Annotated in this window: 26 protein-coding genes; 15 read left to right on the top strand and 11 right to left on the bottom strand. The window is 54.7% G+C overall.

Features of this window, described 5'->3' with window-relative positions; genetic code table 11:
* Positions 1 to 44 precede the first annotated feature (44 nt).
* The 5 genes from AC1HCZ_RS06710 (at position 45) to AC1HCZ_RS06690 (ending at position 2,986) form a co-directional block, all read left to right on the top strand.
* Positions 45 to 1,064: an N-acetyl-lysine deacetylase gene (locus tag AC1HCZ_RS06710; RefSeq protein WP_479462769.1), complete on the top strand. Its 1,020-nt coding sequence runs from the start codon at positions 45 to 47 to the stop codon at positions 1,062 to 1,064.
* The gene (locus AC1HCZ_RS06705) at positions 1,054 to 1,479 is read left to right on the top strand and encodes a hypothetical protein (protein WP_479462768.1); all 426 of its coding nucleotides are present in this window, start codon (positions 1,054 to 1,056) and stop codon (positions 1,477 to 1,479) included. Before AC1HCZ_RS06710 ends, AC1HCZ_RS06705 begins: the two co-directional genes overlap by 11 nt.
* A 63-nt stretch (positions 1,480 to 1,542) precedes the next feature.
* Complete coding sequence (locus AC1HCZ_RS06700) at positions 1,543 to 2,031, top strand: NOB1 family endonuclease (RefSeq protein ID WP_479462767.1); 489 nt, start codon at positions 1,543 to 1,545, stop codon at positions 2,029 to 2,031.
* An 11-nt stretch (positions 2,032 to 2,042) separates the two neighbouring features.
* Positions 2,043 to 2,213 (top strand): hypothetical protein, encoded by a 171-nt coding sequence (locus tag AC1HCZ_RS06695; RefSeq protein WP_479462766.1) that lies wholly within the window; start codon positions 2,043 to 2,045, stop codon positions 2,211 to 2,213.
* Between the two features lie 35 nt (positions 2,214 to 2,248).
* Positions 2,249 to 2,986, top strand: a complete 738-nt coding sequence (locus tag AC1HCZ_RS06690; protein ID WP_479462765.1) for a pyrroline-5-carboxylate reductase family protein — start codon at positions 2,249 to 2,251, stop codon at positions 2,984 to 2,986.
* Here the strand turns inward: AC1HCZ_RS06690 and AC1HCZ_RS06685 are convergent.
* From AC1HCZ_RS06685 to AC1HCZ_RS06675, 3 genes are all read right to left on the bottom strand, one after another.
* Positions 2,976 to 3,152 carry a ribbon-helix-helix domain-containing protein gene (locus AC1HCZ_RS06685; protein ID WP_479462764.1) on the bottom strand — a complete coding sequence of 59 codons (177 nt, stop codon included), beginning with the start codon at positions 3,150 to 3,152 and terminating at the stop codon, positions 2,976 to 2,978. The two genes, AC1HCZ_RS06690 and AC1HCZ_RS06685, sit on opposite strands and share 11 nt — an antisense overlap.
* Before the next feature lie 67 nt (positions 3,153 to 3,219).
* Positions 3,220 to 3,942, bottom strand: a complete 723-nt coding sequence (gene dph5 / locus AC1HCZ_RS06680) for a diphthine synthase (RefSeq protein ID WP_479462763.1) — start codon at positions 3,940 to 3,942, stop codon at positions 3,220 to 3,222.
* Positions 3,939 to 4,112, bottom strand: coding sequence for a hypothetical protein (locus tag AC1HCZ_RS06675; RefSeq protein ID WP_479462762.1), 174 nt, complete (start codon positions 4,110 to 4,112; stop codon positions 3,939 to 3,941). Before AC1HCZ_RS06675 ends, dph5 begins: the two co-directional genes overlap by 4 nt.
* A 95-nt stretch (positions 4,113 to 4,207) precedes the next feature.
* On the opposite strand from AC1HCZ_RS06675, the gene AC1HCZ_RS06670 reads away from it, so the two are divergent.
* Positions 4,208 to 4,603, top strand: coding sequence for a CBS domain-containing protein (locus AC1HCZ_RS06670; protein WP_479462761.1), 396 nt, complete (start codon positions 4,208 to 4,210; stop codon positions 4,601 to 4,603).
* On the opposite strand, the gene AC1HCZ_RS06665 is transcribed toward AC1HCZ_RS06670, so the two are convergent.
* Positions 4,566 to 5,174 carry a hypothetical protein gene (locus AC1HCZ_RS06665; protein WP_479462760.1) on the bottom strand — a complete coding sequence of 203 codons (609 nt, stop codon included), beginning with the start codon at positions 5,172 to 5,174 and terminating at the stop codon, positions 4,566 to 4,568. The genes AC1HCZ_RS06670 and AC1HCZ_RS06665 overlap by 38 nt on opposite strands.
* On the bottom strand, positions 5,135 to 6,118 hold the full coding sequence (locus AC1HCZ_RS06660) for a DUF58 domain-containing protein (RefSeq protein ID WP_479462759.1): 984 nt from the start codon (positions 6,116 to 6,118) through the stop codon (positions 5,135 to 5,137). Before AC1HCZ_RS06660 ends, AC1HCZ_RS06665 begins: the two co-directional genes overlap by 40 nt.
* A gap of 35 nt (positions 6,119 to 6,153) precedes the next feature.
* Here AC1HCZ_RS06660 and AC1HCZ_RS06655 point away from each other — a divergent pair, with 35 nt between their 5' ends.
* Genes AC1HCZ_RS06655 through AC1HCZ_RS06645 form a run of 3 tightly spaced genes read left to right on the top strand, consistent with a single transcriptional unit; the run spans position 6,154 to position 10,100 of the window.
* Positions 6,154 to 6,402 (top strand): DNA-directed RNA polymerase subunit H, encoded by a 249-nt coding sequence (locus tag AC1HCZ_RS06655; protein ID WP_479462758.1) that lies wholly within the window; start codon positions 6,154 to 6,156, stop codon positions 6,400 to 6,402.
* A 5-nt stretch (positions 6,403 to 6,407) separates the two neighbouring features.
* Entirely contained in the window at positions 6,408 to 9,806 is a 3,399-nt protein-coding gene (locus tag AC1HCZ_RS06650) for a DNA-directed RNA polymerase subunit B (protein WP_479462757.1), read from the top strand.
* 3 nt (positions 9,807 to 9,809) lie between these two features.
* Positions 9,810 to 10,100 (top strand): hypothetical protein, encoded by a 291-nt coding sequence (locus AC1HCZ_RS06645; RefSeq protein ID WP_479462756.1) that lies wholly within the window; start codon positions 9,810 to 9,812, stop codon positions 10,098 to 10,100.
* A gap of 50 nt (positions 10,101 to 10,150) precedes the next feature.
* Here the strand turns inward: AC1HCZ_RS06645 and AC1HCZ_RS06640 are convergent, their stop codons facing one another.
* Positions 10,151 to 10,879, bottom strand: coding sequence for an HAD-IIA family hydrolase (locus AC1HCZ_RS06640; RefSeq protein WP_479462755.1), 729 nt, complete (start codon positions 10,877 to 10,879; stop codon positions 10,151 to 10,153).
* A 53-nt stretch (positions 10,880 to 10,932) separates the two neighbouring features.
* Here AC1HCZ_RS06640 and AC1HCZ_RS06635 point away from each other — a divergent pair, with 53 nt between their 5' ends.
* Positions 10,933 to 11,760: a CBS domain-containing protein gene (locus tag AC1HCZ_RS06635; RefSeq protein WP_479462754.1), complete on the top strand. Its 828-nt coding sequence runs from the start codon at positions 10,933 to 10,935 to the stop codon at positions 11,758 to 11,760.
* Between the two features lie 38 nt (positions 11,761 to 11,798).
* The gene (locus AC1HCZ_RS06630; RefSeq protein WP_479462753.1) at positions 11,799 to 12,947 is read left to right on the top strand and encodes a PhoU domain-containing protein; all 1,149 of its coding nucleotides are present in this window, start codon (positions 11,799 to 11,801) and stop codon (positions 12,945 to 12,947) included.
* Here the strand turns inward: AC1HCZ_RS06630 and AC1HCZ_RS06625 are convergent.
* Positions 12,944 to 13,861: a MinD/ParA family ATP-binding protein gene (locus tag AC1HCZ_RS06625; protein ID WP_479462752.1), complete on the bottom strand. Its 918-nt coding sequence runs from the start codon at positions 13,859 to 13,861 to the stop codon at positions 12,944 to 12,946. The two genes, AC1HCZ_RS06630 and AC1HCZ_RS06625, sit on opposite strands and share 4 nt — an antisense overlap.
* A 95-nt stretch (positions 13,862 to 13,956) precedes the next feature.
* Entirely contained in the window at positions 13,957 to 15,600 is a 1,644-nt protein-coding gene (gene cimA / locus AC1HCZ_RS06620) for a citramalate synthase (protein ID WP_479462751.1), read from the bottom strand.
* Between the two features lie 98 nt (positions 15,601 to 15,698).
* Between cimA and AC1HCZ_RS06615 the strand changes: the two genes are divergently transcribed.
* Complete coding sequence (locus AC1HCZ_RS06615) at positions 15,699 to 16,106, top strand: hypothetical protein (protein ID WP_479462750.1); 408 nt, start codon at positions 15,699 to 15,701, stop codon at positions 16,104 to 16,106.
* Between the two features lie 6 nt (positions 16,107 to 16,112).
* Complete coding sequence (locus AC1HCZ_RS06610; protein ID WP_479462749.1) at positions 16,113 to 17,084, top strand: hypothetical protein; 972 nt, start codon at positions 16,113 to 16,115, stop codon at positions 17,082 to 17,084.
* On the opposite strand, the gene AC1HCZ_RS06605 is transcribed toward AC1HCZ_RS06610, so the two are convergent.
* Positions 17,081 to 17,644, bottom strand: a complete 564-nt coding sequence (locus tag AC1HCZ_RS06605; protein WP_479462748.1) for a zinc ribbon domain-containing protein — start codon at positions 17,642 to 17,644, stop codon at positions 17,081 to 17,083. The two genes, AC1HCZ_RS06610 and AC1HCZ_RS06605, sit on opposite strands and share 4 nt — an antisense overlap.
* A 75-nt stretch (positions 17,645 to 17,719) precedes the next feature.
* Here AC1HCZ_RS06605 and nadA point away from each other — a divergent pair, with 75 nt between their 5' ends.
* Entirely contained in the window at positions 17,720 to 18,640 is a 921-nt protein-coding gene (gene nadA, locus AC1HCZ_RS06600; protein ID WP_479462747.1) for a quinolinate synthase NadA, read from the top strand.
* Here the strand turns inward: nadA and AC1HCZ_RS06595 are convergent.
* Positions 18,612 to 19,703 carry a DUF1152 domain-containing protein gene (locus AC1HCZ_RS06595; protein WP_479462746.1) on the bottom strand — a complete coding sequence of 364 codons (1,092 nt, stop codon included), beginning with the start codon at positions 19,701 to 19,703 and terminating at the stop codon, positions 18,612 to 18,614. The genes nadA and AC1HCZ_RS06595 overlap by 29 nt on opposite strands.
* 90 nt (positions 19,704 to 19,793) lie before the next feature.
* On the opposite strand from AC1HCZ_RS06595, the gene AC1HCZ_RS06590 reads away from it, so the two are divergent.
* Entirely contained in the window at positions 19,794 to 21,026 is a 1,233-nt protein-coding gene (locus AC1HCZ_RS06590; protein WP_479462745.1) for a hypothetical protein, read from the top strand.
* Here AC1HCZ_RS06590 and AC1HCZ_RS06585 read toward each other — a convergent pair.
* Complete coding sequence (locus tag AC1HCZ_RS06585; protein ID WP_479462744.1) at positions 21,012 to 21,851, bottom strand: hypothetical protein; 840 nt, start codon at positions 21,849 to 21,851, stop codon at positions 21,012 to 21,014. The two genes, AC1HCZ_RS06590 and AC1HCZ_RS06585, sit on opposite strands and share 15 nt — an antisense overlap.
* Positions 21,852 to 21,955: the final 104 nt, after the last annotated feature.

Here is a 21,955-nt window from a genome sequence, read left to right as displayed (position 1 = left end):
GGGGCCTCTGAAAAACCTCCCGTGAGCCGACACAAGGGGCGCTAATGCTGGCGTTCGAAGTGCTAAAGAGGATAGTTTCAGTCTACTCGCCCAGCGGCGAGGAGGGCGAGGCGGCGGAGGCGTTGGCGGAAGCCTTGCGGGAGCTAAGCGGCGGGACCTTGGAGGTCTGGAGGGACGGCGCCGGTAACGTCTTGGCCGCTCCCAAGCGGAAGTCAGAGTACTCGCTAGCCTTGATATCTCACATAGATACCGTTCCCGGGTTCTGGGAACCCAAAGTTACGGAGAACTCCGTAAGCGGGAGGGGGGCAGTGGACGCCAAGGGACCCCTGTCGGCCATGAGCGAAGCCCTAATCAAATTGGCCGAAGAGGGTAAGGACGTGCTGTTGGGAGCGATGGTCGGCGAGGAGGACGACAGCCGCGGGGCTAAGTACTTAAGGGATCACGGTCCGAAGTTAAAGTACGTGATAATAGGTGAGCCCTCGAATACGCGCGACGTGGTTATTGGTTACAGGGGCTATGCGTGGTTGGAAGTGAAGTGCAAGGCTAAGGGAGGCCACGCCTCGTCCCCCGAGGTCGGGGAGAACGCCGTGGAGAAGCTCTGGGACCTATATCAGTTAGCTAAGGAGAAGCTCAGCCCAGCTACTGTGAGCCTTACATCAATTAAGAGTTGGAACGCGTTCAACGTCCTCCCGACCGAGGTCGTAGCGCGTTTTGACGTGAGGTTTCCGGCATCCGTGAAGCTGGAGGACATTCTGGACACTTTTTCGGAGTGTGAAGTGAGCTTGAAGGACTGGTTGGGCCCCGTGGAGGTGAAGCCGACCTCCCCCGTACCAAGGGCTCTTAGGAGGGCTCTGTTGCGACAAGGCTTGAAGGGGAGGTTCGTGAAGAAGAGGGGAACGAGCGACATGAACGTCCTGGGTAGTTCCGTGGAGAGCATCGCGGCTTACGGCCCAGGCGCAAGCGAGCTCTCACATACTGAGAAAGAAGTCATAACCAAGGAGGAGCTCGAAACTGCAGTAAAGACTTACGTAGCGGCCGGAAGGGAGCTCGCCGATGACCTATGAGGAGGAGCTCCAGAAGGTTTACTCGAGGAAGGAGTTACTCTCTTCGTATCTATTGAAGTTGAGGGTGAGGAAAGGAGGATTCGAGAGGGTCTTGAAGAGGCCGGCGGCGTGCTACTACTTGTACAAGGGCGCTTTGGTCGACCCCTACGACACTTACATCCCCTTACACAGGCTCGCCGGCCTCGAGCGCTCGGAGGGCGCTTGCGAAGCCTTCGACCTAGCCTGGACGTGGGCTGTCGTCTGCGACTGCGGAGGGGGGCGGGCGGTTAGGGGACCTAGGGGCTACGCCCCGGTCTTCGCTCTGGGCGGCCCGCCCTACCCCTTGGTCAGCGGCGGCGAGGTCGTGGCGTGTTTTCCGGAGGAAGAGTGTTCGGGAACCTTGATCAAGAGGGGCCTCTGGTACTGGTATTACTAAGTTTGGACTGAAGAGGGTCCCGTCCGGGCGGGACCTTTAGCCCCCGCGTCCCGACCCTTCCGGGTGAAGGGTACGAGGTTCGTCCACGACACCGGCTCCCTCTTGGCCGGAATGCCGTCGCTGATGCCCGGAGAGAACTACACCACCCCGCTCAACGTGAAGGAAGTGAAGGACAGAGAGTCCAAGGAAGCCTTGAAGCTTTACGAGGCTAAGTTAAAGGTCTTGGAACCCGGCCGCGCGTACGTGGCAAAAGTTAGGAGGAGGTGCGAGGAGCTGGGCGAGAGGCTCAGCGAGGCGGACGTGGCGGTAGTGGCCCTCGCCCTCCAGCTGGGCGCTACCTTGTTGAGCGACGACTACGGGGCGTTAAACGTAGCTAAGAGCTTCGGCTTAAAGGTAAGGAGCGTGAGGACCAGGGGTATAAGAGGGGTAATCAAGTGGGTCAACTACTGCCCCTTTTGCAAGAGGGAGTACCCGCCTTGGGTGGGGGTCTGCCCCGACTGCGGCTCAGTTTTGAGGAGGCGCCCCTCGAACCTCAGGCCCCGAAGGGGGTAAGGGAAGGTCCCGTGAAGTACTTCGTGACGGCCTTCTCGAGCGTTATGGGTATAGGTTTGATGTTGAGCGTTGTTTACCAGAACCCGTTAGTCTTGGGAGTCTATTTCTTTGCCGCTTTGGTTGCCGGCTCCATGGCGGAGCTCGTGGGGAGGCTCTTGGGGGCCGCGGCTCCCGGACCCTAAAAACGTCCTTTTGGCCACAAGCTTCGGCGGACCCGTTGAAGGTCTGTTTGGTCGGGTACGGTAAGTTGGGATCCTCCGTAGCCAAGGGGTTGAGGAACGCCGGCGTGGAGGTAATAGTCTCTACGTTGCCTCCCACCGACGGGCTGGCACGCGAGGAAGGCTTTCCGGTAGTCCCCCTCAGCGCGTGCCCGGAAGGAGCTGAGCTGGTCATAGTCGCCGTCCCGCCCCCCGCGGTACCGTCGGTGATGGAAGGGCTGCGGGGCGCCGACGTCCCGATAACCTCCACGGCCGCTCTAGTGAAGTTAGAGGAGCTCAAGAAGTACGCCGATAAGGTGTACAGAGTCATGCCCTCGGTAACTGTAGAAGTCAACGAGTCTCCGGTGCTGGTCGCCGAGAGGGGAGGCGGCGCGGACTCGGCCGTCGAGGCCGTCTGGGGCAGGCTGGGCGAGGTCTACTGGGTAGAAGAGAGGACTCTAGACGCGGCCTTGCCCGTGGTGGGCTCGGGGCCGGCGTTACACGCCGAGTACTTCCGCTCGACGGTCGAGGCCTTAGTGGCGTCCGGCGTCGAGAGGTCATTGGCAGAGGAGTTGGCCAGAGAGTCCATACTAGGGGCGATAAAAATGCTGGAGAAGTACGATCCCTACGAGCTGCGCTCCAAGGTCGAAACTCCGGGGGGCATAACCGTTGAGATGCTCATGAAACTCGAGGAGGGGGGCGTTTTCGGTAAAATAGCTAGGGTTTTGGGCGAGAAGGGGAGGGAGCTCAGTCGATGAGCTCTTCGTCCTCGTCTTCCAGCTCCCTAACCCAGAGCTCCCTCCTGAGGAGCTCTCTGATAGCTACCCTGATAGCCTCGCTCCTAGAGGTGAACCTCCCCTTCTTGACCAGCTCATCTATGGCTTCTACGTAGGCTTCGGGCATCTTAACCGTTACCAGCCTCACGCCCTCACCCGGTGACTGCGTAGTATTGGGGTGTAGCTAAAAAGGGGGTGCGGGGAAGACGCGGGTATCATCTGAGGACTGTTTCTATAAACTCTTCTTCGAGCGGGTGAAGCTTGGGCGAGGGGAACACGAGCAAGTGCGGGGGACCGCCCAAGTCGTCGCTTGCGAGCTCCTCTACTGTGCTCACCCTTATAGCCTCGTCGTCCCAGCAAAGGCGAGCCATGGCAATTACCCTCCGCTCGCACAGCTCTCCGTACTCGCAGAGGAGCTTGGCCGCCTCCGGGGCGGTCATGTTCCTCCCGTAGCCAGTTTCCAACAAAACTATTGTGTGTAGATTCATTGCGTCGTTATCTTTTATGACTTTGTAAACCGACTCGGTGAACGTGATTCCGTCCTTAGGGTACATCAAAGTGACCGTCTTGCCAAAGCGGTACTGGGAGAGGCCGCTCTTGCTCCTTGCGGCTTGTAGCGCAGAGACGTTTGAAATTATCCGGATCTCATAGCCTCTCTTCTTCGCTTCCAACAAGAGCGCCGAGTGTGTGGTAGCCGCCATGGGGTCGCCGGGGACTACTAGCGCCACGCTCTTTGAGAACCTGAAGGAACCTTCCAGGACGTCTCTGTTTGCTTCCAGGGCGTCTTTCCTGAACCTCTTCACGCAGTTGAGCAGCCCTCCGGGAAAGGGACTCGTGTAAGTGTCTACCCAAACCTCTTCGGCCTCTAGAACAGCCCTTCTGACCATTTCGTTTAAGTGTTCGCACCGCAGGCCGGCCCCGACCAGCGCAACCCTCACCCCTTCACCACCTTCAACGACCTCTTGCACAAGTACAGCCCAACTCCTACGCCCACCACAGCCGCTACCGCGACGCCTATCATGGCGGCGATGAACATGGTTACGTCGGACGAGCAAATATTTATTGCTGTTGAATTGATATTTTGCGCGAAGGCTATGATCGCTTCCACCGTGCGACGGCTATAAGGGAGCCTCTTTAAAGCGGCACGAGCCCGTTTCCTCGCAACCTAAAAACTCGCACTTCAACCCGTCTCGGGAGAGGGCATTGAGCTCTATAGAAAAGTACTTCGGTAGGGAGCGTATGATCATAACTATAGACGAGGAGGCCACCATAGGCGAGGCGGTGGAGCTCATGCACGAGAACGGCATAGGAGCGCTCTTAGTCACCAGAGAGGAGGGAGGCGGAACGGCCGCTGCGGGGCTGCTCACAGAACGCGACGTGATAGCAGCTCTCGCCTTAGGCGCGGACCCCAACAGGGCTAAGGTTAAATATTACATGACGCCGTGGAAGGACGTAATTACCGTAACCCCAGAGACCCCCGTGAAAGACGCCCTCAGAATAATGGTAGAGAACGGAATAAGGCACTTAGTGGTCGTCGACGGGGAGAAGGTGTTGGGAATAATCAGTATGCGCGACCTCTGCGCAGCGCTGCTAGTTTAAACTTTATACCTTGGATTAACCTCAGCCTCAACCTAACTACATTTATCATTAAGCCCGCCCCTATTCCTACGAAGATCGGTTCGCTTAGCTTTATCATGGGGCCGTTCGGACAGAGCTTAGAGACCAAGTCCAGCAACGGGGCTGTGGCGAGGCCTACCAAGAATCCCAGCGCCGGCGCGACGCTGCCTCCTAAGTGGAGTAAGGGGAGGTAGCTAAAGGCCAACGCAACCTCCGCGGGAACGCTTGCCACCACGCTGGACGGGTAACCCCCGAAGAGGGGACTGGCCAGAGGCACCCCCGCGACCGCAACCAAGGCGAACGGGAGAGGCGCGAAGGCGATGGCGGGGTCGACGTAGAGAGCTGCCAAAAATGGGCCGATTGCCAGAGGGGGAATATAGAAGTACGCGCCCAAGAAGGCCGCGCCGGCGCTCGGGAGCGCGAACCAAGCCCACAACCGCTTCCAACAGTACCCAATTAACAAAGATATGACGACGGCTGCTGAGCCGGCCACCGGGTCCATTATAAGCACCGCTAGGGCCGCCAAGCCGTACGCCGCGGGGGGACGCTCCACGGCACGCCCCTTACTTCGCCCCTCTCCTTGAGGGCTTTTTCTGCCATTAGGTACTCCTTCAGCACCTCCTCCCTTACTAGCTCTAGCGCCTCAAAGCCTTCGATCTCTGGGAGGCACACGAGGGGGTTCAAGAGCAAGTAGAGTTCGGCCTCTCCTTTACCTCCAGGAGCTACAACGGCCACGTCCGCGCGTCCGACAACCCGCTTCATTCCGACGCCGTCCAAGTACTTAGCCAAGTTTTCTGCAAAAGCCTTCATGCAGGAGTTCTCCTTCCAATTCCCGATGTCTAGCGTGTAAGTGGTTATGCCCCTCTTCAGCCCCACCACCTCAGTGACCTTCTTGAGATCCTTCACTCTGAGCCCTCCCGGGCTGTACAAGGTCTTCCAGACCACCAACCGGGGGTCGTCCCCGGGGACGTACTCCCGGACGCCCTCAACCTCGGGGACTGCGAACTCCCCACCCTCAACCTCCACGGGCTCTCCTAACCCAAGGCCCTCCAAGCTCCACGAGGAGACTACCTCGTTGAGGGATAAGAAGGCTGTGCACTCGCACTGCCCCTCCCTTACCTTAAAGTACGTTCCCGGCCAAAAGACAAACGGGTTCAAGTCTAAATCTATTACGTAGGTTACCTTCTCGGAGCCCTCTGGGTTCCCGCTCAAGGGAGGGGCAGAGGGGTAATCTTTAATATAGGATCCGGGAGGGGCGCTCACGGTTACGAGAACCCTCTTCTCCTTGATAATAACTTCCCTCTTTACAGTTATTTTCTTCTCTTTGTTACAAGCTAAGATCTGGAAGGATGAGGCGAAGAGCGCCGCCGAAGGGAGTAACACCGCCTCTAGCCACGGGCTCAAGAGCAGGGCAGCCGCCGTGCCCAGGGCGGCCGAGAGGGTTACTCTCCTCCAAGCCTCCCCGACGCGGCAGCTCGCTCGGACCTCGTACTTCATTTATTACTCCCCCAGCGAGCCGAGAGGGGCGTAGGATGGCCGGTAAAAAGAAGTTCAGCGTGTTGGATCACGTCCTCGTCCCTCAGCATGTGAAGTTAACCCCAGAGGAGGCGGTAGAGGAGCTCAGGAAGTGGGGCCTCAGAGTAGAACAGTTGCCAATAATGAAGGCGAGTGACCCGGTAGCTAGGGAGCTCGACCTAAAGCCGGGAGACATAGTGAAAATAATTAGGAAGAGTGAGAACGCCGAGGAGGTAGTCGTATTTAGGTACGTAGTTGCAGGGTGATGGGCTTGTCTAGCGCGAGCACTTTTCCGACCCCGGAGGACCGTTGGGTCATAATGCGCGCCTACTTTAAGGAGAAGGCGCTGGTCAGTCAGCAGCTGGAGTCCTACAATAAGTTCGTCATGGAGACTATGCAGAAATTAATAGAAGAGCTAGGCGAGGTAGAACCCTTCGAGAGCGGGTACAAGCTAGAGTTCATCAAGGTTAGGTACGGAGAACCAATCATAAAGGAGAAGAGTGGGGGCACCAGGAGCGTGACCCCCACTGAGTGTCGGATACGCGACTTGACCTACGCGGCGCCGATATACGTTTACATGAGGCTCAAGAATCCGAAGGGCGAGGTTAAGGACGAGGGATGGGTAGAAATAGGGATGATGCCGATCATGGTTAGGTCGATCTTGGACCCCCTCTCTAAGAAGAGCCCCGAGGAGCTCGTGGAGGCCGGCGAGGACCCGAGGGACCCGGGGGGCTACTTCATAGTCGACGGCAGCGAGAAGGTAATAGTGACCCAAGAGGACTTGGCCCTCAATAAGGTGTTAGTAGACAAGGGCGGGCCTCAGAGCACCGTAACCCACACCGCGAAGGTGCTCTCAACCACCTTAGGTTACCGCGTACAAGTCATCGTGGAGAGACAAAAGGACGGCACCCTCCACGCGATCTTCCCGCCGTTGCCCGGCAAGATACCCTTAGTTATACTAATAAGGGCGCTCGGCGTCGAGTCGGACAAGGACATAACCTCCCTGGTGAGCTTAGATCCAGAGGTCCAGCAAGAGCTGTTGCCGAGCATAGAGCAAGCGGCCTCCGTGCCCACCGTAGAGGACGCGCTGGACTTCATAGGGGCCAGGATAGCGATAGGCATGCCCAGAGACAAGAGGATCGAGAGGGCAAAGCAAGTCCTCGACAACAACTTGCTTCCGCACTTAGGCAAGAAGCCGGAGGACAGGATAAAGAAAGCTATATTCCTAACACACATGGCCCGAAAACTCTTAGAAGTGTACTTGGAGAAGAGAGAGCCGGACGACAAAGATCATTACGCAAACAGGAGGCTCAAGCTGGCCGGCGACATGTTAGCGGCCTTGTTCCGGACGCACTTGAGGGGACTGTTGAACGACATAGGTTATCAGTTGGAGAGGTCAGTCCTCAAGGGGGAGGAGAGGCTCAAGCTTAGGATACTCATTCGTTCCAATTACCTAACCGATAAGGTGCGCCAAGCGCTGGCCACGGGCAACTGGGTCGGTAACAGGACCGGGGTCTCCCAGCTCTTGGACCGCACCAACTGGCTCAGCACGCTCTCTCACTTGAGGAGGGTAGTCTCCCCGCTGGCCAGGAACCAGCCCCACTACGAGGCGAGAGAGCTCCACATGACTCAGTGGGGAAGGATCTGTCCGTTCGAGACGCCGGAGGGACCCAACATCGGACTGGTGAAGAACCTAGCCCTCTCCGCTCACATCTCAGTAGGAGTTCCCGAAGAGGAAGTTGAGAAGGTGTTGGATGAGCTCGGTATGATAAGGATAGAGGAGGTGTTGGAGAAGGTCAAGAACGACGAGCCCGTTCCGGAGGAGGCCGTCAGCGGCGCGAGGGTGTTCTTGAACGGGAGGCCGGTGGGCTACTACAGGGACGCTCACGAGCTGGCCCAGAGGATAAGGCGCTTGAGGAGACAAGGGAAGCTTCACTACGAGGTCAGCGTCGGCGTTTACGAGAACGACGACGGGTCGATCAAAGAGGTTTACATAAACACCGATCCCGGAAGGGTGATGAGGCCCGTATTCGTGGTTGAGAACGGCGAACTGAAGCTCAAGCCAGAGCACGTAGAGAAGGTAAAGAAAGGCGAGTGGACGTTCAAGGATTTGTTAGTGAGGGGCATCGTAGAGCTCTTGGACGCGGACGAAGAAGAGAACGCACTGATAGCTATAGAACCAGAGGACATCACTCCGAAGCACACACACATGGAGATATGGGTGCCGGCGATATTCGGGGCCGTCGCGTCCACGATACCTTACTTGGAACACAACCAGAGCCCGAGGAACAGTTACCAGAGCGCCATGGCAAAGCAAGCGCTCGGCTTGTATGCCGCCAATTTCATGCTCAGAACGGACACGAGGGGGTACTTGCTCCACTACCCAGAGAAGCCCTTGGCTCAGACTAAACACCTTGAAGTAATAGGTTACAACAAAAGGCCCGCCGGACAGAACGCGGTAGCGGCGATCCTCAGCTACACCGGTTATAACATAGAGGACGCGATAATAATGAACAAATCCAGCATAGATAGGGGATTCATGAGAGCCACGTTCATGAGGCTTTACCAGACTGAAGAGCAGAAGTACCCCGGCGGCGCGGAGGACATAATAGAGAAGCCCAAGCCCGACCAAAGACTCGTCGGGATGAGAGAACCCAAAGCTTATGAGAAGTTGGACGAGGACGGTATAGTTGAACCGGAGACGTACGTGGCCGGCGGAGACGTGCTGATAGGCAAGTCCTCCCCACCCAGGTTTACCGAGGAGTACAAGGAAATGGGCATTCTGGAGACCAGGCGGAGGGACGCCTCCGTCGCAGTCAGACACGGTGAGGAGGGGGTGGTCGACACCGTAATTTTGACTGAGAATATAGACGGTATAAAGATGGTTAAGGTGAGGGTAAGGAGCTTAAGGATTCCAGAGATAGGCGACAAGTTCGCCTCGCGCCACGGTCAGAAGGGAGTCGTAGGCATGGTCCTCCCCCACTACGACATGCCTTACAGCGAGTTCGGCCTAGTGCCGGACATAATACTGAACCCCCACGCCTTCCCCTCCAGGATGACGCTGGGACAACTGATAGAGAGCATAGCTGCCAAGGCAGCTACCTTCCGCGGGAAGGAGGTCGACGCGACGCCGTTCTATAAGGAGCCTCTGGACAACTTGAGGAAGATATTGGTAGAGAGGGGCTTCCCGCCAGACGGCACGGAAGTTATGTTCGACGGCAGGACGGGCGAGATGATCGCCAGACCAGTATTCATAGGAGTAGTCTTCTACCAGAGGCTATACCATATGGTGAGCGACAAGATCCACGCCCGGGCCCGCGGCCCCGTTCAGATACTGACCAGGCAGCCTACCGAAGGGCGCACGAGGAAGGGAGGTTTGAGGTTCGGTGAGATGGAGAGGGACGTGTTGGTCGCGCACGGGGCGTCACAGCTGCTGGTTGAGAGGCTCCTAAAGTCTAGCGACGCCACCAAGGTCTGGGTGTGCGCCAAGTGCGGCCACATAGGCTGGTGGGACGCAAACAAGGGCAAGCCGGTCTGCCCGATCCACGGCGAAAGGGGAGAGATGTACCAAGTGGAACTCAGCTACGCGTTCAAGCTCTTGGTCCAAGAGATACTCAGCATGGGTATAGCGGCCAGGCTGAGGCTGGGCGACAAGTTCAGCAGGGTGTGACTTTTGAGGAAAAACTTAGCTTTTAAGCTAGGCCTCTGTCCCGTGGTACTCGCGTTAGAGCACATGGATCACGAGGCCAAGCGCCGGTACGCAAAACTTTACGACTCCTTGAGCGACACCCTCATCGAATTGGAGCTTCCATACAGCATATACCTATTGAGCGACATCAAAGGCCAGCGCGAGTGTTGGGAGGACGCTTTGAGGGAGTTAGGCGTCGAGTGGAACTGTCCCCACGCGCGGGAGTGCCCGGTAAAGAGGCGTCAGGCTTATCAAAGGCAAGAGCAGAGCAGCTGACGCCCGGGTATCGGGCGCGGAGGGAGCCGCAGAGCTCTCGATGAGAGCGCCTATCCGGTCTGGTCCCCCAAGAGCTCTTTCAAGGTCCTCACTACAGTCACCCCTTCGGGGACCTCCTTAGGGGGTTCGCGCGTCACGCCTGTGAGCACTAGGATTCCCTTGGCCCCGTTCTCCAAGGCCATCTTCATGTCAGTCTCCATCTTATCTCCTATTACCACCACTTCCCTCTCGCCGCCGCTCGCCACCTCGAACGCCTTCTTGCTCGGCTTACCAACAATTATAGGTTCCTTTCCGCTGGCAACCCTTATGGCCTCCACCACGCTCCCCGCGCCGGGCACGAGGCCCCTCTCCGTTGGGTAAGTCTTGTCGGCGTTGGTTGCGACGAAAAGGGCTCCCTTCCTTATCATTGAGACCGCTCTCGCCACCTTGTCGTAAGTCAAGAAGACGTCCAACCCCGCCACTACGGCTTGTGCGAGGTCTTCGTTTTCCGTCAAGTGTATACCGGCCGACGCCAGTTCCTCTGCCAGTCCCAAGGGACCGACGGCGAAGGCGGTCTCAACCCCCTTCTCCTTAAGGAACTGGGACGCTATGTAGGCCGAGGTGACCACCTCCCCCTCCAAGCCTAGCTCCTTCAACCTTTTAGAAACCTCCCAGCGAGAGGTGGCCTTGTTCGTTAAGAACACTTTTTTACCCTTTAACTTTTTTATCACATCTACGTTATCCCAGATTATTTCCCTATCCCTCCATACCACGCCGTCCAGATCTATTATCCACCTCAAGGAGGCTTCCCAAACTAAAATATTTGTCAAAGGCCTTATCTCTCGAGAGAGCCTTGATAGATCCGAATGCTCCAGTAAAGTACTTCGCCAAGATGGGTTGGGTAAAAGTGGTGAAAGCTGACGAGCCGTTGAGGAACGCGGCAAAAATGATGATAGAAAACGGAATAAGGCACTTGCCGGTGGTCGAGGGCGACAACCTAGTGGGCTTCATGTCTATAAGGGACGTGATGGAGGTTATAGGCAGTTATAACTCAAAAGAACTGCTCGAGAAGGATGTATACAACTTCATGAGTAAGAAGGTCATAGCTGCGGCTGCCGACGACCCCCTCTGGGAAGTGCTGAAGGCTATGGCGGAGGCGGACGTGGGCGCGGTTCCTTTGCTCGAAAACGACGGAAAGGTGGTAGGTATATTCACGGAGAGGGACGTCGTCCTCAGCGTAGCTCCGGAGCTGGAGTGGGAGGACAAAGCAATGAAGTACGCTACCAAGAACTTGAAGGTAGTGGAGCGCGGGACTCCCCTTGCAGACGCCCTAGAGATAATGAATGAAATGAAAATAAGGCACTTACCGGTTGTCGAGGACAGCAAGATCATGGGGCCCGCCTTGGGCGTACTCACGGCGTTCGACGTCGTAAACTACGCCCTCCGCCACAAAAACGAGCTCCCGGAGGCCCTCGAGGAGGCCTCGGCCGAAGAGGTCATGAGCGCGTTGAGCTACGTCGTGGAGGAAGCCGAGATGAGGGAGGCCCTCGAGGCCCTCGGCATGTCGCCGACGGACTCTTTGTTGCTCTTGGGTGATGACAAGGTAGTGAAGGGCATAATTACGGATAGGGACGTAATGTTAGCGACGGCGCGCTACGTAGAGAGGTTGGCGATGCCCTAAAGAACTCCGTTAAGGAATTTTCTTGGGACCTCTCAGAGATGAGCGACCTCCCTATGGTAGTGAAGTACCGACCAGTACCAATAAAGGAACTCCTCCGCAAGATGAAGGACGAGGTCAGCATAGCCCTCGACATGGCTTTCTATTCGCTAATCTACGAAGACAAAGACGTGGCCCAAGAGGTGGAGAAGATTGACGTCGACGTGGATAACGACTTCAACTTGTTGGCCCTACAATTGATGGTGGCCGCGAGGGACCCCGAGGACGCGGAGAAGCTTTTGCCTGCCCTCAAGTTGGGTATGTCGATGGACTTAGCCACGGAGGCTGCTTCAGACATTGCGACGACCGTCCTTAAAGGATACAAGGTACCGAAAGTAGTTAAGGCGGCCTTAGAGATAACTGAGGAAATATATGTAAAGCTCGTAGTTAATGAGAAGCTCGTGGGCACGAAGGTAAAGGAACTCAAGGAGAAGTACGGGCTCATAGACGTTATTGTGCTGAGGAGGGGCGGCGTGATGATAGTTAACCCTCCGGAGGAGGCGGGGTTAGAGTTGGGAGATATAATAATCATAAGGGGTGATAGGGAAGACGTTAAGAAGCTCATGAAGGATATCGACATGGAGTTGGTGGTCCCCGAAGAGAAGTTTACTGAGAAGGAGAAGGAAGTCGCGTTCAGGATAGCGCTACTTAAGAATATGACTGAAATAGCTTTTGATCTAGCGGTCTACTCGATGCTGTACCAAGATCCGAGGGCGGCAGAGGAGGTGTTAGAAATAGAAAGCTTCATGGACGAGGAGTCGGCGAAGCTAGAGATGGAAATAATTAAGAACACTGCGGAAAGTCAAGAGATATACACCAGCACAGTACTGGTGAGATCTCTAGAAAAGATGACTGACGCGGCCACCAGCATGGCTCAGATGGCGTTGGTAGAGAACGAGGTACATCCCATACTCAAGGAGGTGGCCGAAGAAGGGGAGGAAAGGATACTAGTGCTCCAAGTGGTTAAGGAGTGTGAGGCGACTGTAGGACAGTTGGAGGAAATAGCCGACGGCACAGCCTTGGCGATTTATCTTGACGGTATTTGGATTCCCTTGCCCAACGCTTCTACAGAACTTAAGAAGGGCATGAAGGTGCTATTGAAGGTTTTCAACAAAGAGTTGGAATTCCCCGAGTGCATAAGGGTGCTTTAAGGGCCTATATAGAAGCACCTCTTATCTCTATAGTCGTGGATGAACCTGTCGGCAAGCGTGTACAAGTACCGTGCACTACGGGACTTATGCTTTAAGGGGCTCACGGAGACGCTCACCAAACTCTTCAACTCGCCTATTCCGGCCTCATACAAGGGGACGTCGAACGGCAAGACCACGAAGTTATCGGCCTCTATCCTCTCGCACACGGGCGTGAACACGCTCTTGGCCCAGTTGACTGCATCCATAGCCGGCCTCACCATGTTTACCACTAGCGCGCCCACGCGCAAGCCCTTTAACTTCGGGTGAATGAGGTTAGAATTTAATAGTTCTGCGCTCCACGGAGAGGGATCCACAACCATTACTAAGTTCCCCGCCGTCGCCCTTACGTGGTTTATGGACAGGGAGAGAGGACCGAGGGCTACCCAAGTTATGGCTGGGTAATCGTTCATTATGTATTCGTACTCGGTTTTGAGGGCGGCTACGAGCTCCCTGCACCTTTTGATGTATTCCTCTGGCTTTTCATACATGAGGTTGAAGTATTCGTCCACTATCCCTTTGTCTATGTCCTCGTAGCTCAACGCGGGAAGCACGTCTATTTTCGACGTGGGGCTTAAACTAACCGAGTGTAAGGATATGTTTTTTAAAGCCTTTTTAAAATCTTTACTGGTTATTACCTTAACCAATGTTTGCCCCCTCAAGGGTAAGCTCTTAAAGGCCCTCTGAGTTAGACGGGGGTTGATGACGTCCCAGTCGACTACTGCTACTCGAGCTTCTTTAATGAAAGCTATGAGGCTGGCGATTTCGATGGTCATCGTCGTCCTGCCCGCGCCCCCTTTGGTAGATCCAAAGCCTATTACCTTGTAGTCGTCCCAGGGTTCTTCCAGCCACTCTTTCTTCTTGAACAACGGCAGCACGTCGCCGGCACCCTCTTCCCACTGAGCCTAGGCCTATGGGAAATTAAGATTGGGTATATATTGCTCTCTAACCCCTCGGTGAAGGACCGCACACCTCACCTTCTCAGCAGAGTAGGGGCCTCCTCATTGGAGGTCTTGAGCAACATGATTTTCTTCTTGATCAAATAGTACTCAATGCCATCCATAATTGCCTTCACGCTGGCCTCTATTATGTTCCTCGACACGGCGGTCGTGGTCCAGAACTCCTTACCGTCGGTAAAAGTTATCTCGACCCTTACGTCGCTCTCTGTATGCTTGGACGCCTTGGGCAAGTGAACCCTGTAATCTATTAGCTTCACGTGGGAGGCCTCCGGGGCCAGCTTGTCCAAGGCCTTTCTCAACGCCTTGTCTATGGTCTCCACGGGACCGACGCCCTCGGCGGCTTCCATGTGGACTTCCGCATTTGAGAGCTTCACCACCCCCCAACTTCGGGAGCTCTCCTCGTCGCCCTCGCTCACCACCTTCCACTCCTCTAGTTTGAACGGCTTGCCTCTAAGCCCCATCTCCTCGAGCAGTATCAGCAGTGCCGACGCGAAGGCGTTGTCGAAGCTATATCCCTTGTTTTCTAACTCCTTTATCCTCTTCAATGCCCTCCTTAGAGCGATGTCGTTTTTACTTATTACTATCCCCAGCTCTCTCTTAGCCCACCCTATCAAGTTAGCCGCACCGCTGAGCTCTGATATGGCTAACCTCCTCTCGTTGCCCACGCTTTCGGGAGGGACGTGTTCGTAGGCTCTCGGATTCTTGAGGACGGCGTCTACGTGTACGCCGGCCTTGTGCGCAAAGGCGTTGTCGCCCACGTAGGGCTGGTAAGGGTTAGGTGGCAGGCCAGCGAGGTCGTACACCATTTTAGACAAGTGTTTCAACATCCTCAGCCCTTCTGGGTTCTTCAAGGCCTTTATGCCCATCTTCAACTCTAGGTCTGGCACTACCACACACAAGTCTGCGTTGCCTGTCCTCTCTCCTATACCGTTAACGGTAACGTGGACGTGTTGGGCCCCGGCGAGTACCCCCATAATGGTGTTTGCTACGGCACAGCCGCTGTCGTTGTGCATGTGCACGCCTAGGGGCCTCCTAATGACTTCTTTCACTTTACTGACTATTGTGTAAACTTCGTGGGGCAACGATCCCCCGTTGGTGTCGGCCAGCACTATTCTGTCGGCTCCAGCTTCTTCTGCAGCCTTCAACACTTGGAGCGCGTATTCCTCGTTTTCCTTAAATCCGTCGAAGAAGTGCTCAGCATCGAAGATGACCATCCTGCCGTTCTCTTTAAGGAACTTTATAGTGTCATAAACCATTTCTAAGTTCTCTTCTAACGAAGTTTTAAGTACGTCTTTGACGTGTAGGTCCCAACTCTTCCCGAAGACTGTTACCCACCTAGTGTCGGCGTCGAGGACCTTCTGGAGGAGCGGGTCGCTGGAGGCCTTGAAGCTCTTCCTCCTCGTAGATGTGAACGCGACTATTTCGGAGTTCACGAGTTCGTACTTCTTTATCTCTTTGAAGAACATCTCGTCCTTGGGGTTGCTGCCCGGCCAGCCGGCCTCTATGAAGTGCACGCCTACTCTGTCTAACTCTAAAGCTACCCTTATCTTAGCCTGTAGGTCGAAGTTTATCCCCCTCGCTTGTGCTCCGTCCCTCAAAGTGGTGTCAAGGACCTCTACTTCTTTAGGGACATGAGTTTCGAAGAATTTTACAACCACCCATTTCTCCTGCCCAGCGGGCCTCGCGAGGGGGTAATTAAGGGCTGAGGCTATCAAATATAGAACTTGAGGAGAATTAAGCCTCGGGAGTAGACTTAATGAGCGTAATAATATGTACCAGCTTGAGCGAGTGTCTGGAGCGACTGGACAAGGAACTAAACGACGCAGAAAGGGAGGCTGAACTGATCGCTGGCTTGTTGGAAAGCTTGGACGAGAAGGAGGCAACCTTCGAAGAGTTCGTCAAAAGGTTCGGAGGGAGTGAGAGTGAGGCGTTCTACCACACAAAGGTAGATTCGTTCGAGATATACGTTCAACCGCACCCCTCTAAAATGAGAGAGGAGTTATCCAAAAAGGCTAAGGAACTAAGCGATCTAATAGAAAAGTTAAGGGCCTTGAAGGAACTAATAGAGAAAATAATCGAAACGCTTAGCGGTCTCGAAGCGGAGGCAACGATACTGATCGATAAGGAGACGGTCAAGGTCTTCATAAACATAAGGTGGGGGTGATGAGTGATGGACTTAGCCGCTACTTCGAGAATTTTTATAGACGTTGCTAGCAAGCTGAGCCTCTTGTACTATGCCAAGAGAGTTGGTAGGACCACGCTTACGATTTCCGAGCTCGCCCGTTTGAGCGCGGAGAAGTCCAAGGAAGGCCTCTGCGTTCTGTTCAGGCCCCACACTGTAGGCGGCTACGTACTGGCTTGTAACGGCCAAGTGGTAGCTATAGCGATAAGGGAGCCGCCGAGGGTCGGCAACAAGGCCTTGGAAGCGGTAGACGACAACCCCCTTCCGGGCGACCTCTACGTTATTCCCAAGGAAGCCCTTACGGACGCTTTGAATAAGATGTTTGCGAATAAGAGGATAGCTGAGAAGAGCACTCAACTATTAACGACGCTTAGCGAGATAGCCCAGAAGCTTTTGGAGGCGAAGTTGGAGAAGGAAATGAGTGTGGAGGAACTCGCACGGAGCTTCGACGTCAAGGAGTTGGAAATATTTGACCTAATAGATACCATTACCCTTACCGACGAGATCGCCTACTACTTAGAAAAAATGGGGTACACCGTGGAGACCGGTACTCCAGAAGAACTCGGAGGACACTACGTAGTGGTGGTCAAGGTTCACGACGAAGTACCCATTGAAAGGTTGGCCAAGGATTTAATGGATGTTGCCACAAGGTGTGACGCTAGGTCCTTGATAAAGTTGATAGACAAGGACGGTAAGGAGTACTATTTCGACCCTATGTTCTTCAAGAACATAAGCAAGCTTCTCGAGAAATTGCCCATAGATCTGAAATACATGTACATTAAGGCGCTGGGTCCTGACGAGGCCGAGTTTAACTTGATTCTCTCTTCCGATGTGACCACCATATCTATGGGGAAGTTTATAGGCTTGTTAGAGAAACTAACTAAGAAGAGGAAGTTACCTTGGAAGAAGGTAAAGATATCCATATACACCCCTACTAACGTCTACAAGTCGCCCGACTAACCTCCAAAAATCTTCTTAATTTTGTAGATGAGCACCTTTATGAAGGAGGGTTTCTGACCGTCGTAGCTCACTAGGTTGCCGCAGTAGGGACACTCCTTCAACGTCAAGTCGGCCCCACAGTTCCAGCACTTGGGCTCAGTGAACGGGAGCCTCTCCCCACACTTCGGGCACTTTACGACGTCGAAACTCAAGTCCTTCTTACAATAGGGGCACTTTACTTCGACGTTGTTCAACAAATTATCTACAAGAGCTTCGATCAATCTATCTATAGCGAAATCGTACTTTATCGCTACCACGAGTCCGTTATTTTTGAACATTAGCATGTGATAGTCCTCCGGGTAATAGATTTTGCTTTTCTTTTCTTCGCCCAAATTCAACTTGAGGGTGAGCTCATTTATCCTGTCATGAAGCGAGGAGGCCACGGCTGCTATGTATTCGGCGTTTTCTTTTTCCGTGCCCTTTATTAAGTACGGCAGACCTTCCGAGCTTACGGCTACGTAACTGACGTCTTTGAAAGAGCCGACCTTCTCAACGAACGTTTTGAGCCTGTCGTTGCTCAAAACTGTCTACCGTGGTAGCGTCTAGGCTGAAGGTTTTAAAGAAATTAAATCGTCCACCTCTCTGGGTTCGGTTAAATGATTGGTGAATTGATGAGAAGGGTGGCTGAACTGAAGAGGCGCCGCAGAGCGTTCATCATAGCCCATAACTATCAACTCCCAGAGGTTCAAGAAGTGGCAGATTTCGTCGGAGACAGTCTTGAAATGGCTATGAAGGCCGAGGAGGTGGACGCGGATGTGATAGTCGTTGCTGGAGTCAAGTTCATGGCGGAAGTGGCCAAGCTCCTCAATCCAGACAAGGTCGTTCTGCACCCAGAGCCCCGGGCTGGTTGTCCTCTGGCGGACCACATGACGCCAGAAATAATTAGACGGTTCAGGGAGAACTATCCGAACGCCCCGCTCGTGACCTACGTCAACTCCAGCGTTGAAGCCAAGGCTTTGAGCGACTACGTAGTTACGAGCGCTTCTGCAGTCAAAGTAGTCTCTAAGTTAGAGGACGAGACAGTATTGTTTGGGCCTGACAAGAACTTGGCCAAGTTCGTTGCTCACAAGACAAATAAAGAAATAATAGCAGTGCCCCCGTGGGGCCACTGCCCGGTCCACGAGTTCTTGGTCTCCCCCTACTATTTGACAAAGGCAAAGGAAGAACACCCCCTGTGCAAGCTTTTGGTTCACCCCGAGGCGCCATGGGAGAGCCAGAAGATGGCCGACTTCGTGGGGAGTACGAGCCAGATGCTGAGGGCGATAGGCCAGCTAGGCGCTAAATGTTACATACTAGGGACCGAAGAGGGTTTGAGCTACCGGGCAAAGAAGATGTACCCGGACGTAGAGGTTCACCCTCCTGACGCGCGCACAATATGCATAGATATGAAAAAGGTAACGTTAGATAAGATAGTTAGAGCGTTGGAGACCTTGAAACCCCGAGTGGAGATAGACGAGAGGGTGGCCGAAAGGGCGCGAGAGGCGGTCGTCAGAGGCCTCGAGTTGGCGAGGTCTTGAGCCTCCTCTTGCCCTCCTCCCTAACCTCCTCGAGGCTCACCTTGTCCAAACCGCCCTTGGCCACTACGTCCCTTTCTAAGTCTAACTCGGTGTAGACGCCCAGCTCTCTCAGCGCGTTGTTGGCTTCTTCGAGATCCGTGCTCCCCCTTACGGCCTTAGCCATAACGCTGTCTATCGAAGCGGAATCCAAGAAGAACGTAGTTGCCGTCAGAGGACTTAGGAAGAGCGTCCTCGAACCCCTACGTATTTTCTTCTCTCCGAATTCGCCCAAGGCTGCTAATATGCCCATTTTCGACGCCTCGGTGTGCATTTCATTAACTACCCTCAGGCAATCCTCAGCCTCTTCCTTGGACAGGACGAACCCTCCTTTGTTGCCTCCCGCCCTCCAGACCTCGGCCACTCTCTCAAGTACCTTTCGGGGAGGTAGCTCGCCGTCGCAGCCCGGACCGAACACGGCGACCCAGCTCTCTATTTCTATTTCCTTTACGGCTGCCAAGCAGACCGAATCGGCGAGCGGGCTCCAGACCTCTTCGTCTTCTGGACGGGCTAAGACGTCCCCTCCGGCGTCTACGGCTATAAGTAAGTCGGCTCCGGTGAGCTCGATTGCCTCCTTTAACCCTTGCTTTACTCCTTCGACACCCCTGTTTAGGTCTACCAAATAAACCTTCCTCCCAGTTGCCCTAGCGAGTATGGACGCTTGAGGGACGACCACCACGCCATTCCTAACCGCGTACTCGTCGCCGTCCGCGACCCACAAGTTATTGCCGACGAGTTCAGCGTTCTCCAACTCGTCCAAGGGCAGGGGGCCGGGCAGGGGGTCTCTGACTAGACGTTCCCAGACGACGCTTCCCAAGAACGCCTTCCCCCCGACGCTCTCGACCCACTTGCTGACGCAGTAAGCGGCGGCCACGTCGCCCCCGCCGCCTATCCCTACGACCATCACCTTCTTTCCGCGTAAGGGGCATTCCAAGAGCGCGTCCCCCTCTTTGGCTGCGCCGAACGTTATTACGACGCCCCGAGAACTTCCGCTCGCGCGTGAGCGGGCAGGGACGATCTGAGCCAAGCTCCCGGCGATGATGCCTTTGGTGGAGCGAAGGCGACGCCAACTCCTCCTTAAAGACCGCCGGCCCTAGCCTTACCCGGGTAGTACTATATGAGGAGACTCGCTGCGCTCCTAATGCTAATGACAGCCCTAGCGTTGGCAGCAAAGGTAGACGTAAGGATAGTTACCAGTTCTAACCCTGAGAATTCAGAGGCGTACGTTGCCCTCGTCAGCTTCGTGAAGACTTGGCCGGAAGCTTTGAAGTACTTACCCAACCCTTCCGACTGGTCCGTGGGGATGGGTCTAACCAGCCCACCGAACCCGAAGACGTTTTCTGGGATACTCTTGGTATTTGATAACAACGCCTCTACTGGAAACATAACAAGGGACAAAGAACTAGCCAATGCCTACATAAACAACGTAATATTGCCAGCAATAAGGGACAAGCTGAGGATAGGGATCATCGTAGGCCCGAAGAGCACTCTAGGTCAGCTTGTGCTGTATAGGCTCGGGCTGTTAATACCGACGGTCCCCAAGAACGTAAGCGGCCGGCTGGTGGCCGTCCCTGCGTGCGCGGAGAACGTGAAGCCGTTGAGGCCGACCGGCGTGCACCCGATATATTCTAACGTGAGTGCCTTGCCCTCATCTTGTTGCATGGTCTCCCTAGTACCCGACCTAGTCGCTCCCGAGAGCATAGCTTCCGACAACAAGTATTGTGTAGTTATAAGGACTAATAAGATATCAGACGAAATGATTATATTGTCTTGGGCTGACATATTTAGGGACGTGGCCGGCAACCCCAACGTTCAAAAACTCTTGCTCAATGTAGTAAAGTACTTGGCCAAGGAAGAGTCCGCTAAGTACCCCTATCAGCCCCTCACCGTAACTGTCACGAGTACCGTAACCCTTACCGAGTTTGAGACCCTCACTCACAACGTAACCATTATAGTAACCAGTCCGCTCACCCTCACTACAACTGTTACGGTCAGCAACACAGTTACGGTAACTAAAGCCGTTATAAACAACGTAACCGTAATAAAAACCGTAACCACGACGGTGTACGAAACCGTGACCTCGTTGCTGACAGTTACCAGCACTTTATTAAAGAACATAACGAGTACCTATTCAGTAACAACCACGGTTACCAGCGAAGTACTGAGGACCGTAACCAGTACTATAAACAAAACAATAATGACCACAATAACGAACATAAAGAAAGTTGTAGACGCTGCGACTTTGGGAGCCGCCTTAGTCCTTGGCATAGTCGTTGGTATAATAGTTATGCTAGTGACCCTTCGCAGAGGGGAGAGAGGCCGTGGTAAGAGCGTGTTAGAAGAGTGGTAGGGTCGACGCACTTTTTAGCTCCAGTAACTCTTCCCTGAACAAGATTTGGTCCCCCACTACCACGAGTTCCGCCTCCTCGTGGCCTACCCACAGCGCCGCCCTAGCTCCCACGGCCAGCTTAGGCCCCTCCTCGCCCAAGAAACCCCAGCACGAGGCGTCGTCGTGCTTGGCCCTCAACCCCTCGTTCCAGTAGTGGGACCTCATCAAGAGGGTCGCCACGGATTCCAGCGCGTCGGGGCCCCAGCGCCCCGTAAGGGGGCTCAGTATAGCTTTTCGGAGCTCTGGCGGGATGGGACTGGATGCGCCTAACATCGCGTACTCCGGCATGAACGATGCCAACTTAATTTTCTTCGCTTCCCAAGTAGTTACCCAAAAGGGGTTGAGCATTATGTTGTTTGACACTTTGTCTTCCAGGTCCTCCACAGGCCACTTGCCGTACTTGAGTTTGTAACCGTACGAGGAATCGGCGTCCAAGCTTCTGACCACCACGGCCCCTCTATCCGGGACCTCCTCGGGAGGGGCTAGGGGGTCCAATACGAACGGCCTCTCCTTCACCTCGACCAAGGCTGCCTTCGTCCCCTTGGGGGCAATTACTGTTCCAACTCCCTTCGTTAAGAGGGAGTCCACCCACTCGGGCCTCGGAACGGGGTCCTCAAGGAGCTCTTCCCATCTTTTGAACGGTTTGAGAACCACCGTACACTTGAGCGTCTTCACGGGCAAGCCCTTGCAGTCGAACAGCTCCCCGCCCTCTCCTCCTTCAATTCTTCCACTCCTCACGTGAAGGGTCTCCTTGTTTGCACAATTTATCAAGGTAATTTCAGTCATCGCGTTTGCCCGACTTTTAAGCCGGTGAGGGAGGAAAAGCGTGCTGATGAGGAGTGTCGCCCCCTGAGTTCCGGGTTGATGAAGAAGGCGTTGAATGCCGAGGC

Source organism: Ignicoccus sp. (assembly GCF_056435145.1).
The sequence above is the reverse complement of the archived record's forward strand: the minus strand, read 5'-3'. Positions and strand labels throughout refer to the sequence as shown.